We start from the raw sequence: 15,453 nt of genomic DNA on the forward strand, positions 1-15,453 counted from the left end.
TCCTCGCTTTTCAGCGTCTGGGAACCGGAACCCCGCTTGAAGAGGTTTCCCCGACCACGTCCGGATGTAGAGGTGAGCGACCATGGCAACCAACGAACTCGAGACCGAGCTGTTCGGCCGTAACGCCCGGTTCAACTACTCGGCTACGTGGGTTGGCTACTCGCTGCTGGGGCTCCGGCTCATCATGGGCTGGACGCTGTTCTACGCGGGCATCACGAAGGTGCTCGACCCGAGCTGGTCGGCGAAGGGCTTCCTGCTGAACGCCATCCCGGAGGGCAACCCGTTCGGCGGGGTGTGGGCCACCATGGCCAACGACTACATCTGGCTCATCGACCCGCTGAACGCCTGGGGCCTCACGCTCGTCGGGCTCGCGCTCATCCTCGGCGCGTTCGTCCGCTTCAGCGCGTTCTGGGGCGCGGTGATGATGCTGTTCTACTGGGCGGCCAGCCTGCCCCTCGCGCACGGCATCGTCATCGACGACCACATGGTCTACGCGCTGTTGCTGTTCGGCCTCGGCGCGTTCGGGGCCGGGCGCATCCTCGGGCTCGACGCCTACATCGAGGACCTCGACCTGGTCCAGGAGTACCCGCCGCTGCAGTACCTGCTCGGGTGACCCGACCGAGGTCCCCGATGGTCTCCACGACACCCTTCGTCGTCCTCACGAACGCGGTCTCGGTCGCTCTCGGCGGCATCGTCACGCACGTCGCCTACCGGGCACACCGGCGGACCGGCTCGCGACCGCTCCGCTGGCTGGCGGTCGGGCTGGCAATGCTGACGGCCGTCGGTGCCGTCGGCGTCGCGGACGGGCTGGTGGGACTCGGCCCCGAGGTGACGCGGCTCGGACAGGCCGTCGGGCTGGCGGTCGGCTTCGGCATGGTCGCCGTGGCGCTGTACCAGCAGGTGGAGTGAGCCGCCGGGCGGCTCAGCGGTGCGTCAACGTCCCCCGGTCGTCGATATCGAAGGCGATGAAGTCGTCGCCGTCGTCGTGCGGGTAGTAGTGGAAGTGGTCCTGGTCGGTCCGGAACGTGTCGTTCTCGTACGCGTCGTAGCGTGCGATGTAGGACCGCTTCTCGACGACTGCTTCACGGGTCTCACCGCCGTCAGCAGGGACGTCAAAGCGAGCGTCGTAAACGACTGCCTCACTTCGCGACCAGTTCTCGCCCGGACGGACCAGCTCGACGTAGACCGTGTACGGACTGTCGTCGTGGTTGAAGACGGAGAGGTCGAGCGTCGTAGCTTCCGACGACAGCACGGAACATCCGGCCAGCGAGGCCAGCACGCCGGTCGTCGCGAGGAGAGCGCGGCGGCGTCGCATAGCCGACTGGTTCACGCACCAGTGGGAAGTATCTTTCTGGAGACCGAACCGTCGTCAGAAACTCAGCGGCTCCGCCTCGCGCCACGTCGGCTCGAACTCCGCGAACACCTCGCCCGCGAACTCGGGGTCCTTCAGGTCGATCATCGCGAACGTCTCCCGGGAGCCCAGCGGGTTGGGCACCTGGATGACGACCTCCATGTCGTCGATGAGGTTGAACGTGCCCGTGACGTCCTCGCTCGTGCGCACCTGGAAGGAGTCCTCGCCGGAGAGGCGCTCCCGGTAGCGGCGGCCGACCTCCTCGGAGAACGACGCGACCATCTCGCGCGTGAGCAGGACGTCCACCTCGACCCCGCGCTCGATGGCCTCCTCCAGCTCCTCGGTGATGCGGTCACCGAGCTCGGTCACGTCGAACTGCGGCGACGGCGTCGAGGAGACCATGATGATGCGCTCGTCGGCCGCGGTGAGCCGCTCGAGCAGCAGGTCTGTCGTCTCCTCCTCGCCGACTGAGGCGGTCCAGAACTGCTCCTCGACGGGTTCGGCGGCGTCGAGCTCGTCGGAGAGCTCGTCGACGATGTTCTCGTACTGCTCGGCCTTCTCCTCCAGCTCGCGTTTCTTGTCGTCGAGGAGCCGGTCGAGCGCGGTCGAGGGCTCGACCGCGACGTACTTCTTCGGACGGCTCGCGGTCTGTGACCGCACGAGGTTGTACTGCTCGATGCTGTTCAGGACGTCGTAGATGCGGCCCATCGGCACGTCGCTCGCCCGAGACAACTCCTTGGCCGTTGTCGGGCCAGTGTTCAAGAGCGCTCGGTAGGCTCTCGCCTCGTACTCCGACAGACCCAGGTCCCTCAAACTCGCCATAATAAACCCTCTCACAGTGGAGAACCATAAACACAACGGTAGTTGTTTCGGTGGTCGGCTCGCCGAACCGCACGCGGGCGTCGGGTCGGCGGTCGCCGGGGTGCGTCGCGACGGCTCAGCGCACCAGCTCGGAGACGCGCCGGCTGAGTTCCTCAGGCGTCGTGGCCGGTTCGCTCGTCTCGTCGCCGCGGACGGCGTACGCCGCGTCGGGCTCGTCGTAGCCCGTCGCGGCGGGCACGACGACCTTCTCGTGGTCGGCCATCCGGAGCGCGGCGCGGTGGAGGTCACTGCCCGCGTCGGCGGTCACGGCGATGACGAGCGGCTCGTTCAGCAGCCGCGACACCGCGCTGCCGTAGGCCGCGATACGCACGCCGAAGCGGTCCGCCGCGCCGGCGAACGCCGCGAGCGTCTCCCGTGCTACCTCGTGGTAGCGGTCCTCCCCGGTCAGCACCGCGAGGTCGAGCAGCGCGTCGGCGAGCTCGACGTTGCCGTCGAGCGGGCGGAGCGGCCGGTCGAGCAGGCCCACGCCCGCCGACGGACCGTCGACGAAGGAATCATCGGAGCGGAGCGTCTCGATGGCATGGTCGGCGACCGCCTGCGCCGTCCCGGTCAGGTCCACGTCGCCGTCAGCACCGGCGAGCGCGTCCGGCCCGAGCACCTGCCGCGCCTTCGTCAGCGCGCCGACGACCCGCGCGTGGTCGACGAGCAGGCCCGTCGCGCCCGCCTCCTCGTCCGTCCGGTAGTGGGTCACGACGCCGTCCTCGACGAGGTCGTCGACGACGTGGGTCAGTGCGCGCTCGGCGTACCGGCGCGCGCCCTCGTCGTCGGTGTAGCCGTGGTAGGTGAGCAGCGCGTCGACCGCGAGCGCGTTCCAGTCCGCGAAGACGGTGTCGTCGACCGGCGGCGCCGACATCGACTCGCGGTCGCTCGCCTCCGCCGCGTAGTAGTCCCGCCCCGCTCCGGCGGCCTGGCTGCCCGCGAACGCCTCGCCCGTCCAGAGCGTCGTCGTCAGGTAGTCCACCGTCGACGCCGCCGGCTGGCGCAGCTCCGCCTTCCCCGTCAGCAGGTAGGCGTTCGCGAACGCCCGGACCAGGGCGGCGTTCGTGTCCAGCACCTTCTCGTAGTGCACGTCGGTCCAGTCCGGGTTGCCCGCGAAGCGGAAGAACCCGCCCTCGTAGTCGTCCAGCAGGTTCGCGCTCACGGCGTTCAGGCTCCGCATCGCCTGCTCCTGCTCGCGCTTGAGCGCGAACTCGACCGTGCGGGGCATCGGGAACTTCTCCGCCTCGCCCCAGCCGCCCGCATGCTCGTCGTACGCCGCCCGGAGCTGGCCGACGAGGTTCGACTCGATGTCAGCCGTGAGCTCTCCCGCAGGGGTGTCGGTGCCCTGGAGTGCCCGGGGGACCCGCCCGGCGTCTGTCCCGCGGGAGTCCCACATCTCCCGCACCGAGTCGAGCACCTGCCGCATCCCGTCCACGCCGAGGTAGCCCGCGCCCGTGAGCACCTCGCCGGCGGGCGTCAGGAACACCGTCGACGGGAAGCCGCCCATGTTGTACCGGTCGCGAACCCTGGGATGACGGTCCACGTCGACCCTGACCGGGACGAACCCGTCGTTCACGTTCGCCGCGATCCTGGGCTCGTCGTACGTCTCGCGGTCCATCTCGTGGCAGTGCGAGCACCACGTCGCGGAGAGCGAGAGCAGGACCGGCTGGTTTCGAGCGTCTGCCGCGTCGAAGGCGTCCTGGCCCCACTCCCGCCACTCGACGCGCGTCTCGCGTGCGGAGTCGTCCATGTTTTGGGCTTCGAGTGTGCGTGCCTAAGGGTTGCGTGTTGTCGGTATTGATTGGTTGCTTGTGTGTCGGCATCGCGTTCGGTCCGACTGTCGAGAACAGCCAGAAAGCCTCGCCTGTCGTGGGAATACACCTTGACTCTAACAGCCAGAAAGCCCCGAGATGCTCGGCTCCCGCGACTCGCTGCGGTCCTCGTTCCTGCGGTCCTTGCTTCGTCGAGGTTCGCCGAGCACCTCGCCCCTTTCATTCCCACCGTCGGACCTGCGGTCCGACGAGCCCCCGTTCGCTCGCAGGCTCGCTCACGGGGACACCCGACAGCACCGCGACCGCACCGCACCTCACGCCTCCCCAGCCGATTGCGATGCTCGCTTCGCTGCGCTTCTCATCCCTCGCGTGGATGGCTCGCGGCCTCGCAGGGCTCGGCACGCTCGCCAGCCGCGCGCCAGTCGGAAAATCCAACTACGGCCGTCACCCGAGGACGGGCACCCGACGCACGCTCTCGTTGGTTGCCGGCGGTGTCACGGTGATACTCCCGTCGTCGCCGGTCACGGTCGCGCCGTCGACGAAGCCGGCGTCGCCCCAGAGCACGACGACGGTCTCGTCGCTGACGCGCAACAGGTCGAAGGCGTGCCCGTCGTGGGTCCACCGGCCGTTTGTCGCGTTCGCGCGCTGGTCGAGGAACTCCCGGAACGCGTTCTCGAACTCGGTGGCGTTGGCGGCGTCGTCCCACCGGAGTACCCAGGCGTGGCCCTGGTCGCTGTCCTGGAAGAACACGAGCTCGCGGTCCATCCCCCAGCCGGCGGCCGCCTCGGCGGCGCGGTCCGACCCGAGTGCGGGCCCGAGCAGGATGCGGGTGTACATCTCCCCGCGCACGTCCCGGCGACCGGTCTCCCACGCCGACGCGGAGACGTTCGCGGTCACGGTGAGGTTCCGGGGCGGTTCGTCGCCGCGCTCGGGGTGGAGGACCTGCTCGGTGGTCCGCGGCGGGTCGGCGTAGACCTCGTCGAGCTCCTGTGGCGAGTCGATTCGCTGGTGGAGGTAGGCCGCGCCGAGGTAGTGACCTGACCACATCACACGACGGACGATTCCGAAGTCGTCCCAGCGCGCAGCGACTTCCTCACTCAGGTTCGGCGATTCCGACAGGTTTTCGTCGGCGTAGGTGTCCGCCACGTAGGTGGGGCCGCCCTCGACGAGTGCTCTCTGGACGCCCCCTCCATCCGTCGTCTGGAGGTACTCGCGGCCGATCTCGTCGAGCAACACCTGTCGTCGACCGTCCGATTGGTACCGATGCGAGAGCTCGTGCGCCAGCACGTTCGCGATGACCGAATCCGACGCGTTCGGCCCGTACATGACGTTGACCGGGCCGCCACTGCCGATGAGAACTCCCCCACCAGCGGGGAACGTCGTCACTTCCGTGCGTCCGAATACGTAGTGAAGGCCAGAGGTGCCCCCTTCGGCGGCTACTGCGGACATATTCTCTCTCCGGTCCACGGTCACCGTCACCGAGGAGACGTTGCTCGGCTGGACACGCTGGACGTACTCGGCGACGGGCCGGGCCTCGACCGGGAGCTCGTCACCCCGGACGTCGACCGCCAGGCGAGGCTCGCTCGCGGTGTTGTTCGGCCGCGTCGTCGCTGTCGACGTATCCGGTGCTGTCGTCTGCGTGGTGGCTTCCGTCTCCGTCGCCGTCGGTTCGACGGTCGGAGCGGTCGTCCCTCCACCACTGAACCCGGAACAGCCGGCGAGCAGCGAGAGGAGTACCAGTGCGAGGACCAGTCGATTCATGGACAGTAATTACCGAACCAAAGTAAAAAACCGGTGCCTCGTCGGCCGTGGATAGAAAAAGGGCTTTGAGGGGTGGCCCGCAACACCCGTCCATGCGAACGCTCCGGGTCATCGGGCTGCTGTTGCTCATCCCCCTGCTCGATGCGATCCTGCTCGTGGCCATCGCGGCCTGGGGCTTCCTCGGCCCCATCGAGACGGTCGCGCTGGTCGTGCTGACCGGGCTCATCGGGATGTTCCTCGTCCGCGCCGAAGGGCGCAGGACCATCCGGAAGATACAGCGCAAGCTCGCCGAGGGCAAGCCCCCGACGGACGAGCTCATGGACGGCGGCCTGCTCATCGCGGCCGGGGCGTTCCTCCTCACGCCGGGGTTCGTCACCGACGCGCTCGGCGTCCTGCTCACCATCCCCGTCACCCGGGTGCCCATCCGCGTCGTCCTGAAGAAGTACGTCGTCACGCCGTACATCGACAAGCAGGTCGACGGGATGGCGACCGGCAACGTCTGGACCTACGGCTTCCCCGAGGACGAGGACCCGTTCGAGAACGTCGGCGGCGCGAGCGGCGGTGGCGGCAGCTTCGGCGGCCCCGGCGCTGGCTCGGGAGACGTTGGCGGGGGCAGTAGCGACGACGACGACGTGTACGACCTCGGCGACGACGCCTACGACATCGAGTTCGAGGAGAAGGAGTGAGCGTGCGACGGCCTGGCGATGGACTGCGAGAAAGAAACGTTTAAACGTTCCAGCACTCAACTCGAAATCGCAGACCTCGGGCCGATAGCTCAATCAGGTTGAGCGCCACTCTGATAAGGTGGAGGCTCTCGGTTCAAATCCGAGTCGGCCCACTTTTCGTGCAGCCACGACCCACCAGCGAGGCGTGACTGCCGAACGGTTTTGACTCCGGCGAGAGTCGCGGTAACTATGGCCGAACTCGTGCGCACACCCGAAGCGCGGTTCGAGGGGCTCCCGGGCTACGACTACGACGCCGAGTACGTCAGCGTCGGCGAGCCGGAGATGGCCTACGTCGACGAGGGAGACGGGGAGGAGACGTTCCTCTGTCTACACGGCGAGCCGACGTACTCCTACCTCTACCGCAAGATGGTGCCGCCGCTCGCCGAGCAGGGGCGCGTGCTCGCCCCGGATTTCGTCGGCTTCGGTCGCTCGGAGAAGTACACCGACGAGGACGCCTACTCCTTCGACCGGCACTTCGACTGGCTCGTGACGTTCCTCGAGGAACTCGACCTCGACGGGCTCACCCTCGTCTGCCAGGACTGGGGCGGCATCCTCGGGCTCGCGGCGGCGGCACACCACCCCGAGCGGTTCGACCGCATCGTCCCGATGAACACCGGCATCCCCGACGGGACCCAGGAGATGCCCGAGGTGTGGCACCAGTTCCGCGAGATGGTCGAGACCGCGGACCACCTGGACGTTGCCCCGCTGGTCGAGGCGGGCTGTGCGACGGAGCTTCCCGAGCCGGTGCTCGACGGCTACCGCGCGCCGTTCCACACCGAGGCGGTGAAGGCGAGCGTGCGAACCTGGCCGGGGATGGTACCGCTGTCGCCCGACGACGAGGGCGCGGCCGTGATGCGGGCGACCCGCGAGCGCCTCGCCGACTGGGAGAAGCCGGCGTTCGTGCTGTTCTCCGACTCGGACCCCATCACGCGGCCGAGCCGCGACCCGTTGCGCGAGTTCCTGCCGACGGCGGGCGAGCAGCCGGACGTGTGGGTCGAGGGAGCCGGGCACTTCCTGCAGGAGGACGCCGGCGAGGCGGTGGCCGAGCACATCGCCGGGTTCGTCGACCGGACGTAGCCCGGCCAGCCCGGCGGACAGAACTATGTGACCGCCGAGTCGTGTGAAGAGTATGAAGCGTCGGGGGCAGGCCGGCATCGGGACCCTCGTCATGTTCGTGGCACTCGTCGTCGTCGCCGCCATCGCGTCGGGCGCGCTGCTGGGCGGGGCGAACGCCATCCGGCTGCAGGCCCAGGAGGAGACGGAGTCCACCATCGCCGACATCGGGACCGGCGTGAACGTCGTCAACGAGGTCGGTCGCGTGGACGACGACGGCGAGAGCGTCCGGTACGTCCGCATCAGCGTCAAGCTCGGCCCGGGGACCAACGAGAGCGACCTGCGGAACGCGACAGTCCACTACACCGACGACGACACGACGGCGACGCTGAACTTCACGAACCGCACCGCGAACGCGACGAACTTCTCGGTCACAGCGCCGGTCGACAGCGACGACTCCGCACCGGTGCTGAACGACGACACCGACACGTTCCACGTCTTCGTCGCGGTGGAGGCCATCCGTGCTGGTGTCGAGGACGGCCCGGCCGGGATCACCTGGCTGTCGAACGCGGGACTGACCATCGTCACGGAGAACGGAATGCGGACGACGGTGACGCTTTCCCCACCGGCTGCGCTCGACGGCAGGGAGTGGGTCATCGTCTGAACGAGGGACGTGACGGGCAGCGGCGACCGGCCCGGTAGTCGGCGTGACGGCGGCCCGACCCCGTCGGGGGCCTACCAGTCGAGCCGTTCGACGCTGTAGCCGCCACAGTTCGGGCAGGTGTGGTACTGCACGTCGAAGCGCGACTCGCAGGACTGGCACGTGTACTCGCCCCCGGGCTCCCGTGTCGAAACGACGCCCTGGAGGCGGCGTTTGACTGCAGTCAGCGGTCCCATCCTACTCTCAAACTGGCACAAGACCATTTTAATCGTTCGGCCTAAACGGCGTGACCCGCCAGTGGCAACCGGCCCGCCCTCTAACGGTGACAAGGCCCTCGCAGCCGTCCACTTTCACTTTCACCGCGCTTGGCTGGCCGTTATGTGTGGGCTCCCCCTATCGGGCGTATGGCCACCCAGGACATCGGCGAGGCGCTCGACGCTGCCCGGCTCGCGGCCGCCAGCGACGACTACGACGCGCTGGAGTCCGCCGGGCTCCGGCTGGTCGCGCTCGCCCGTCGCCACCGCCAGGAGGCTCGCCGGGCCGACGCCGACTGAGCCGAATCGGCGGCGACCAGCCGCCCGGGCCGACCTGCGACCACGCTGGCGCGGGGCCGTCAGGACCTGCCGCACTCGCCACGTTTTACACCGCTGGCTGCCCCAGTCTCCGCCATGGCCAGCGACCCCGACGCCGTCGACCAGGACGCGCCCCGCGATGCGCGCGACGCGGCGGCGACCTACGACTACCGGAGCGACGACGTAACCCGGCCCGACATCCTCGACGCACTCTCGACCCGGGTGGACGGCGACGTGCGCTTCGACTCCTACTCCCGCCAGCTGTACGCGACGGACGCGAGTATCTACGAGCAGCTGCCCGTCGGCGTGGTCTTTCCGCAGTCGACCGACGACGTGGCCGCCGTCGTCGCCTACTGTGCCGACGAGGGCATCCCGGTGCTCCCGCGTGGCGGCGGCACCTCGCTGGCCGGACAGACCGTCAACGAGGCCGTCGTCCTCGACTTCACGCGGTACATGGACAGCGTCGAGTCGCTCGACCCCGACGCACGTCGTGCCCGCGTCCAACCCGGGGGACGCCTCGGCGACCTGAACGACCGGCTCGCCGACCACGGGCTGAAGTTCGCGCCCGACCCCGCCTGGGGCGACAAGAGCGCGCTGGGCGGCGCAATCGGCAACAACTCGACGGGCGCGCACTCGCTGCGCTACGGCAAGACCGACGCCTACGTCGAGTCCTGCGAGGTCGTCCTCGCGGACGGCACCGTGACCGAGTTCGGCGAGATATCGACCGAGGAGCTCCGCGAGCGCGCCGACCCGGACGGCGACCTCGAGGCCCGCATCCACGCCGAAGTCGCCCGGGTACTCGACGAGGAGGCCGACGAGATCCGCGAGCGGTACCCGGAGCTGAAGCGCAACGTCTCGGGCTACAACCTCGACTGGCTCGTCGAGGACGCGACGGGGGCGACCCGCGACGTGGGCGAACCCGACGCCGACGGCGGGACGGTCAACCTCGCCAAACTGCTCTGTGGGAGCGAGGGAACCCTCGCCGTCGTCACCGAGGCAACCGTGGCGCTCGAACCCGTGCCCGAGACGAAGTCGCTCGCGCTGCTGTGCTACGACGACCTCGTGACCGCAATGGCCGACGTGCCGGCCATCCTCGACCACGACCCCGCCGCGGTCGAACTCGTCGACGAGGTGCTGCTCGACCTCGCGCGCGACACCGCCGAGTTCGCCGACGTAGCCGGCCAGCTGCCCGAGGGGACACGGGCGACGCTGCTCGTGGAGTTCTACGCCGACGACGACGCCGCGGGCGAGCGGGCGGTCGCGGACCTGCTCGCGGACCGTGTGCCCGCGGCGGTCGAGGGCTCCGACGACGGTGCCGGCGGCGACGACCCCGCCCGCGCCTTCGACGCGGTCGAGGCCCACGACGACGCCGAGCGCGCGAAGATATGGAAGCTCCGCAAGTCCGGGCTCCCCATCCTCCTCTCGCGCACCAGCGACGCGAAGCACGTCTCGTTCATCGAGGACACCGCCGTCCCGCCCGACTCGCTGCCCGAGTTCGTCGAGGGGTTCCGCGAGATTCTCGACGACCACGACACGTTCGCGAGCTTCTACGCCCACGCCGGCCCCGGCGTGCTCCACGTGCGCCCGCTGGTGAACACGAAGACGGCCGAGGGCATCGAGGCCATGGAATCCATCGCCGACGCCGTCACCGACCTCGTGGTCGACCTCGGCGGCTCCGTCTCGGGCGAGCACGGCGACGGCCGCGCCCGGACCCAGTGGAACCGGAAGCTGTACGGCGACGGCCTCTGGGAGACGTTCCGCGACCTCAAGACCGCCTTCGACCCGGACTGGCTCCTGAACCCGGGCCAGGTCTGTGGCGACGTCTCGATGACCGAAGAGCTCCGCAGCGGGCCGGAGTACGAGTTCGATGCCGGCTTCGAGCCAGAACTGGAGTGGGCGAACGAGAACGGGTTCCAGGGGATGGTCGAACTCTGCCACGGCTGTGGCGGCTGTCGCGGCGACCAGCACACCACCGGCGGCGTGATGTGCCCGACCTACCGCGCCAGCCGCGAGGAGATAACCTCGACCCGCGGCCGCGCGAACATGCTGCGGTCGGCGATGGCCGGCGACCTCCCCGACGACGGCTTCGGCGACGAGTTCGTCGACGAGGTGCTCGACCTCTGCATCGGCTGCAAGGGCTGTGCCCACGACTGCCCGAGCGAGGTCGACATGGCGAAGCTCAAGGCCGAGGTCGTCCACGAGCACCACGAGCGCGAGGGGGTTCCCCTGCGCGACCGCCTGTTCGGCCGCATCCACGACCTCTCCCGCGTCGGCAGCGCCCTCGCACCGGTCTCGAACTGGCTCGCGGACCTCGGTCCGGCGCGTGCGCTCGGCGAGCGACTGCTCGGCATCGACGCCGACCGGTCCCTCCCGACGTTCCACCGGAAGACGTTCCGCGACCGGTTCGCGGCCCGCGGTGGCCCGGCGGTCCCCGAGCACGAGGCCGAGCGGCGGGTCCTCCTCTACCCCGACACGCACACGAACTACACCGACCCCGATGCGGGGATGGCTGCCGTCGAAGTGCTGGAGGCCGCCGGCGTCCACGTACGGGTGCCCGACGAGGTCGGCGACACCGGCCGGCCGGTGTACTCGAAGGGACTGCTCGACGCGGCCCGGGCGACCGCCCGCGAGAACGTCGCCCGGCTGGCACCACGGGTGCGCGACGGCTGGGACGTGGTCCTGGTCGAGCCCTCGAACGCCGTCATGCTCCAGTCGGACTACCCGGACCTGCTCGACGGCGACTCCGTCGACGACCTCGCCGACGCGACCTACGGCGTCTGCGAGTACCTCGACGCGTTCCGGCTGGACGACGCCATCGCGTTCGACGCGCCCGAAGGACCCCTCACCTACCACGGCCACTGCCACCAGAAGGCGACCGCGAAAGACCACCACGCCGTCGGCGTGCTCCGACGCGCGGGGTACGACGTGGACCCGCTCGACTCCACCTGCTGCGGGATGGCGGGCAGCTTCGGCTACGAGGCCGAACACCGCGGCATGAGCGCCGCTATCGCCGGTATCCTCTACGACCAGGTCGACGAGAGCCCCGGCGACCGCGTCGTCGCGCCCGGCGCGTCCTGTCGGACCCAGCTCGCGGACCGCGACGTGCTCGGCGACGGCGACGACGCGAGCGAACCGCCGACCCCGGTCGAGCTTCTCGCGAGCGCACTCGAACGGTGATATCGGTTGGCTCTACGACAGGAATCGGACGTATTGGGGCCAGGAGAGACCTTTTTGACGCTCGAATCCGTAGCCTGGTACGGACGCACTCGCACGCTCCATGGTTCACCCGTTCGCGTGCGTCCACCCCGTCAGCCCCGGGTTCGGGCCGTCCCCGTCGGCGCGAACCGGGGCATTGACCCTTCTCCAGTCCGAAGCCGCGGCTATGGCAGAGACAAGGAGCTTCGACGGCAACCGGACGGTGCTCGCCGGGCTGACCGTCGCTTTCGCCGTCATCGTCCCCGGGGTGCTCAAGTACCTGCTGACGAGCGCTGGCTTCTCCTTCCTCGGGACGCTGGTCTGGGCCCTCGGGTACGGTGGCTTCGCGCTCGTGTTCTGGTACCTGTTCATCCGCCCCATCGACCTGACCGGGCCAGAATAGCGTCCTTTCGTTAGCGTTAAGACTGCACCGCCGGGAGACGATACTAGAAATGAACGGGCTCGCACTGCAGGTTATCGACAGCTTCCTGCTCAACTACAACGTGGGGCAAGCGCTCCTCTTCGTGTTCGTCCTCTCCGTACTCGGGACGCTCCCGCTCAAGTCCCTGAAGACAGTCGGCCTGGTCGTCGTCACCTTCGGTGCGGTCTTCGTGGTGACGCCGGCGAGCCTCGCCCCGGTACAGTACCGCTTCCTCGGGCTCGCCCTGCTCATCGTGGGGCCGATGCTCGTCATCATGGCGCGAAAGTAAGACGCCCGTCCGACCCGTTCTTCCGATTGTTCCGACGAGAAACGGAGGTTCCTACAGCAGCGCTTCCATCTCGTCGAGGTAGTCCCCGTACGTGTCGAGCGCCGCCTGGATCGGCTCCGGCGAGCTCATGTCGACACCCGCACCCTGCAGCAGTTCGAGCGGGTACTCGCGCGAGCCCTTCGCGAGGAACTCGCGGTAGTTCGCCGCCGCGTCGGGCTGGTCGTCGTCGAGGATCTTGCCCGCGAGCGCGACGGCCGCCGAGATGCCCGTCGCGTACTGGTAGACGTAGAACGAGTAGTAGAAGTGCGGGATGCGCATCCACTCCCGGGTGATGTGCTCGTCCACGTCGGCGGGCTCGTAGAACTCCCGCTTCAGGTCGCCGTAGGTCTCGTCGAGCGCGTCGGGCGTGAGCGGCTGGCCCGCCTCGACCATCTCGTGGGTCCGGTGCTCGAAGTCCGCGAACATCGTCTGCCGGTAGAGCGTCGAGCGCACCCGCTCCAGGTACTCGTTGAGGACGTGCCGCCGGAACTCCTCGTCCTCGACGGTGTCGAGGAGATGCTGGGTCAGCAGCGTCTCGTTGACCGTCGAGGCGACCTCCGCCACGAAGATCTCGTAGTTGGAGTAGATGTAGGGCTGCTCCTGCTTCGTGTACTGGCTGTGCATCGAGTGGCCCAGCTCGTGCGCCAGCGTGAACATCGAGGAGATGTCGTCCTGGTAGTTCATCAGGATGAACGGCTGGGTGTCGTAGGTGCCGCCGGAGTATGCACCCGACCGCTTGCCCTGGTTCTCGTACACGTCGACCCAGCGCGACTCCAGACCGTCGGCGACGCGCGTCTGGTACTCGTCGCCCAGCGCGCCGAGCGCCTCGACGATGTACGCCGTGGCCTGCTCGTACTCCACGTCCGGGCTCTCGGTCTCGGTCATCGGCATGTAGAGGTCCCACATCGCCAGCTCGTCGACGTCGAGCGCCCGGGCCTTCAGCTCCGCGTGGCGGTGGAGCTTGTCGAGGTTGTCGTGGACGGTGTCGAGCAGGTTGTCGTACACCTCGACCGGAACGTTCGGCCCGTCGAGCGACGCCTCGCGGGCGGTGTCGTAGTTCCGCGCCCGCGCCAGCTTCACGTCCGCCTTCACCGAGTTCTCGTAGGCCGTCGCGACCGTGTTGCGCACGTCGCCCCACTCCTCGAAGTAGCCCTCGTACACCGACTGCCTGAACTCGCGGTCTGGCTCTTTCAGCAGGTTCGTGAAGTTGCTCTGGGTGATCTCGACCGCGTCGCCATCGGCCTTCTCGACGGTCGGGAACGACATGTCCGCGTTCGAGAGCATGGTGTACACGTCGCCCGTGCCCCCGGTCACCTCCGACAGGTCCGCCAGCAGCTCCTCGACCTCGGCCGAGCGGGTGTGCGGTTTCATCCGCAGCACGTCGTCGAGGTAGTGGTCGTACTCGCCGAGCCCGTCGGTCTCCTCGACCATCGCCTCGATCTCCTCGCGCGTCGCCGACTGGACCTCCGGCTCGATGAACGACGCCGCGCTGGAGGCGTCCGCGGAGAGCGACTGCGCCCGCGTGCTGTAGCCCTGGTACGTCTGGTCCGTCGTGTCCTCGTCCTTGCGCATCCGGGCGTAGGCGGCGACCATCGACACCTCGCGCATGACCTCGTCGCGGAGTTCGAGCACCGACAGGAGGGTCGCCCCGTCCTCGGTGACCCGCCCCTCGTACTGCTGGAGGTCCTCAAGTCGCTCCTCGACTGCCTCGTAGGCGTCCTCCCACTCCTCGTCCGTCGCGTAGATGGATTCGAGGTCCCACTTGTACTCGGTGTCGACCTCGGACCGCTCAGGGACTGAACTCATGTATCCCGGTTCGGAACCGGGCGTTCGTAAGCTTTGTCACCTTCCGTCGTGCCGCGGGTGGCGACGGCAGTCCCGGCGTCCGAGGAAAGAGACCTGACACAACACGTTTCCCGTCGCCGCCCCCCACCACCAGCTATGACGGACGTAGACGCGGTCCTCGGCCGACTCTGGCGCGACGACGAACCCTGAGACGTGCTCGTGTCACTCTGTGGACTGGACGACTATAGCGAATGCACGATCAGAACTGGTGAAGGGGCACTCAACTGGGTTATTACCCAGTTACACTCTTAATTGAGCAGTAGAGGTTGTACGTTAGGGAGACAGTCATTATAACAAGAAACACAAAAGACTGTCGCAGGATGCCATCGTACCCGACAGCAGGGAAAACCCCAAAGTGGATGATGACGCAGGCCCCCACCACCAAGGCGTTAATTCCTTGTCTGTGTTCGTTCATTGTCGATACCTGACTGGGTGCTTTAACAGTTGGTGTAGTTCGGCTTGAGATTTATCTGGGGGTCACACCAATCGATACTGATCGGTTTCGGGCTGCAGTTCCAGTCGATACATACATCGACTGAGTTGAAGTTACAGCCGTCTACTGCATGTTCGAGGGTGTCATAGAACGATTACCACACCAAGGAGCAGGGTGAACGCTGAGGTGGAATGAGTTCAGCGACCCTGCAAGATGCTCCTTCGGTAGAGACGTTCTTCAATGTCGCGGAGACCGAGACACTAGCGTTGTTTGAGCATCTCTCCTTCGAGTTTCTCGAAGAGTTCGACGTGTTCGCCCCGGCGGAGACGGGGCGAACACGAGATCACGAACCACCAGAGCTGATGCGTGGGTTCCTTCATTGCTACTACCACGATATCTACGGGATTCGCCCGGTTGAGCGGGAGCTTCGGAACACGGTTGTCTGGCTGAGCTGTGGCTTCGATCGACCGCCGTC

General features: G+C 67.8%; 15 protein-coding genes, 1 tRNA gene and 1 pseudogene. 11 read left to right on the plus strand and 6 right to left on the minus strand.

The genetic code is table 11. The features are described from left to right. Positions 1 to 82 precede the first annotated feature (82 nt). On the plus strand, positions 83 to 613 hold the full coding sequence (locus tag BLT27_RS15540) for a DoxX family protein (RefSeq protein ID WP_089735531.1): 531 nt from the start codon (positions 83 to 85) through the stop codon (positions 611 to 613). Positions 614 to 630: 17 nt separating this feature from the next. After that, positions 631 to 909: a DUF7521 family protein gene (locus BLT27_RS15545; protein ID WP_089735532.1), complete on the plus strand. Its 279-nt coding sequence runs from the start codon at positions 631 to 633 to the stop codon at positions 907 to 909. A gap of 13 nt (positions 910 to 922) precedes the next feature. On the opposite strand, the gene BLT27_RS15550 is transcribed toward BLT27_RS15545, so the two are convergent. The 4 genes from BLT27_RS15550 to BLT27_RS15565 form a co-directional block, all read right to left on the minus strand. Further along, positions 923 to 1,315 carry a hypothetical protein gene (locus BLT27_RS15550; protein ID WP_089735534.1) on the minus strand — a complete coding sequence of 131 codons (393 nt, stop codon included), beginning with the start codon at positions 1,313 to 1,315 and terminating at the stop codon, positions 923 to 925. A gap of 54 nt (positions 1,316 to 1,369) precedes the next feature. After that, positions 1,370 to 2,173, minus strand: coding sequence for a TrmB family transcriptional regulator (locus BLT27_RS15555; protein WP_089735536.1), 804 nt, complete (start codon positions 2,171 to 2,173; stop codon positions 1,370 to 1,372). 115 nt (positions 2,174 to 2,288) lie between these two features. After that, on the minus strand, positions 2,289 to 3,962 hold the full coding sequence (locus BLT27_RS15560) for a DUF255 domain-containing protein (protein WP_089735539.1): 1,674 nt from the start codon (positions 3,960 to 3,962) through the stop codon (positions 2,289 to 2,291). A 466-nt stretch (positions 3,963 to 4,428) separates the two neighbouring features. Next, positions 4,429 to 5,745 carry a hypothetical protein gene (locus tag BLT27_RS15565; RefSeq protein WP_089735541.1) on the minus strand — a complete coding sequence of 439 codons (1,317 nt, stop codon included), beginning with the start codon at positions 5,743 to 5,745 and terminating at the stop codon, positions 4,429 to 4,431. A 92-nt stretch (positions 5,746 to 5,837) separates the two neighbouring features. Between BLT27_RS15565 and BLT27_RS15570 the strand changes: the two genes are divergently transcribed. The 4 genes from BLT27_RS15570 to BLT27_RS15585 all read left to right on the plus strand — a co-directional run bounded on the left by BLT27_RS15570 (position 5,838) and on the right by BLT27_RS15585 (position 8,187). Continuing rightward, complete coding sequence (locus tag BLT27_RS15570) at positions 5,838 to 6,431, plus strand: FxsA family protein (protein WP_089735544.1); 594 nt, start codon at positions 5,838 to 5,840, stop codon at positions 6,429 to 6,431. 78 nt (positions 6,432 to 6,509) lie between these two features. Continuing rightward, positions 6,510 to 6,583: transfer RNA gene (locus BLT27_RS15575), tRNA-Ile, on the plus strand. A 76-nt stretch (positions 6,584 to 6,659) separates the two neighbouring features. Beyond that, positions 6,660 to 7,547, plus strand: a complete 888-nt coding sequence (locus BLT27_RS15580; RefSeq protein ID WP_089735547.1) for a haloalkane dehalogenase — start codon at positions 6,660 to 6,662, stop codon at positions 7,545 to 7,547. A gap of 52 nt (positions 7,548 to 7,599) precedes the next feature. Further along, positions 7,600 to 8,187, plus strand: a complete 588-nt coding sequence (locus BLT27_RS15585) for an archaellin/type IV pilin N-terminal domain-containing protein (protein WP_089735548.1) — start codon at positions 7,600 to 7,602, stop codon at positions 8,185 to 8,187. Between the two features lie 71 nt (positions 8,188 to 8,258). Here BLT27_RS15585 and BLT27_RS19905 read toward each other — a convergent pair whose 3' ends face one another. Continuing rightward, positions 8,259 to 8,420, minus strand: a complete 162-nt coding sequence (locus tag BLT27_RS19905) for an FmdB family zinc ribbon protein (RefSeq protein WP_175526483.1) — start codon at positions 8,418 to 8,420, stop codon at positions 8,259 to 8,261. A gap of 168 nt (positions 8,421 to 8,588) precedes the next feature. Between BLT27_RS19905 and BLT27_RS19910 the strand changes: the two genes are divergently transcribed. From BLT27_RS19910 to BLT27_RS15600, 4 genes are all read left to right on the plus strand, one after another. Then, on the plus strand, positions 8,589 to 8,738 hold the full coding sequence (locus BLT27_RS19910; protein ID WP_175526486.1) for a hypothetical protein: 150 nt from the start codon (positions 8,589 to 8,591) through the stop codon (positions 8,736 to 8,738). A 114-nt stretch (positions 8,739 to 8,852) separates the two neighbouring features. After that, the gene (locus BLT27_RS15590; RefSeq protein ID WP_089735550.1) at positions 8,853 to 11,933 is read left to right on the plus strand and encodes an FAD-binding and (Fe-S)-binding domain-containing protein; all 3,081 of its coding nucleotides are present in this window, start codon (positions 8,853 to 8,855) and stop codon (positions 11,931 to 11,933) included. Positions 11,934 to 12,138: 205 nt separating this feature from the next. Next, complete coding sequence (locus BLT27_RS15595) at positions 12,139 to 12,354, plus strand: DUF7996 family protein (RefSeq protein WP_089735553.1); 216 nt, start codon at positions 12,139 to 12,141, stop codon at positions 12,352 to 12,354. Positions 12,355 to 12,403: 49 nt separating this feature from the next. Continuing rightward, positions 12,404 to 12,661 carry a DUF8006 family protein gene (locus BLT27_RS15600; RefSeq protein ID WP_089735555.1) on the plus strand — a complete coding sequence of 86 codons (258 nt, stop codon included), beginning with the start codon at positions 12,404 to 12,406 and terminating at the stop codon, positions 12,659 to 12,661. Positions 12,662 to 12,712: 51 nt separating this feature from the next. On the opposite strand, the gene pepF is transcribed toward BLT27_RS15600, so the two are convergent. Further along, entirely contained in the window at positions 12,713 to 14,506 is a 1,794-nt protein-coding gene (gene pepF / locus BLT27_RS15605; protein ID WP_089735557.1) for an oligoendopeptidase F, read from the minus strand. Positions 14,507 to 15,169: 663 nt separating this feature from the next. Between pepF and BLT27_RS15615 the strand changes: the two are divergent. Beyond that, a pseudogene (locus BLT27_RS15615) lies at positions 15,170 to 15,453 on the plus strand (IS5/IS1182 family transposase); the annotation flags it as partial.

The sequence above is a fragment of the Haloarchaeobius iranensis genome (genome assembly GCF_900103505.1).
GTDB lineage: Archaea > Halobacteriota > Halobacteria > Halobacteriales > Natrialbaceae > Haloarchaeobius > Haloarchaeobius iranensis.

Bases quoted from the DNA above. Each gene is read 5' to 3' on its own strand.
- BLT27_RS15540 (WP_089735531.1), top strand. From the start codon at position 83: ATGGCAACCAACGAACTCGAGACCGAGCTGTTCGGCCGTAACGCCCGG.
- BLT27_RS15545 (WP_089735532.1), top strand. From the start codon at position 631: ATGGTCTCCACGACACCCTTCGTCGTCCTCACGAACGCGGTCTCGGTC.
- BLT27_RS15550 (WP_089735534.1), bottom strand. From the start codon at position 1,315: ATGCGACGCCGCCGCGCTCTCCTCGCGACGACCGGCGTGCTGGCCTCG.
- BLT27_RS15555 (WP_089735536.1), bottom strand. From the start codon at position 2,173: ATGGCGAGTTTGAGGGACCTGGGTCTGTCGGAGTACGAGGCGAGAGCC.
- BLT27_RS15560 (WP_089735539.1), bottom strand. From the start codon at position 3,962: ATGGACGACTCCGCACGCGAGACGCGCGTCGAGTGGCGGGAGTGGGGC.
- BLT27_RS15565 (WP_089735541.1), bottom strand. From the start codon at position 5,745: ATGAATCGACTGGTCCTCGCACTGGTACTCCTCTCGCTGCTCGCCGGC.
- BLT27_RS15570 (WP_089735544.1), top strand. From the start codon at position 5,838: ATGCGAACGCTCCGGGTCATCGGGCTGCTGTTGCTCATCCCCCTGCTC.
- BLT27_RS15580 (WP_089735547.1), top strand. From the start codon at position 6,660: ATGGCCGAACTCGTGCGCACACCCGAAGCGCGGTTCGAGGGGCTCCCG.
- BLT27_RS15585 (WP_089735548.1), top strand. From the start codon at position 7,600: ATGAAGCGTCGGGGGCAGGCCGGCATCGGGACCCTCGTCATGTTCGTG.
- BLT27_RS19905 (WP_175526483.1), bottom strand. From the start codon at position 8,420: ATGGGACCGCTGACTGCAGTCAAACGCCGCCTCCAGGGCGTCGTTTCG.
- BLT27_RS19910 (WP_175526486.1), top strand. From the start codon at position 8,589: ATGGCCACCCAGGACATCGGCGAGGCGCTCGACGCTGCCCGGCTCGCG.
- BLT27_RS15590 (WP_089735550.1), top strand. From the start codon at position 8,853: ATGGCCAGCGACCCCGACGCCGTCGACCAGGACGCGCCCCGCGATGCG.
- BLT27_RS15595 (WP_089735553.1), top strand. From the start codon at position 12,139: ATGGCAGAGACAAGGAGCTTCGACGGCAACCGGACGGTGCTCGCCGGG.
- BLT27_RS15600 (WP_089735555.1), top strand. From the start codon at position 12,404: ATGAACGGGCTCGCACTGCAGGTTATCGACAGCTTCCTGCTCAACTAC.
- pepF (WP_089735557.1), bottom strand. From the start codon at position 14,506: ATGAGTTCAGTCCCTGAGCGGTCCGAGGTCGACACCGAGTACAAGTGG.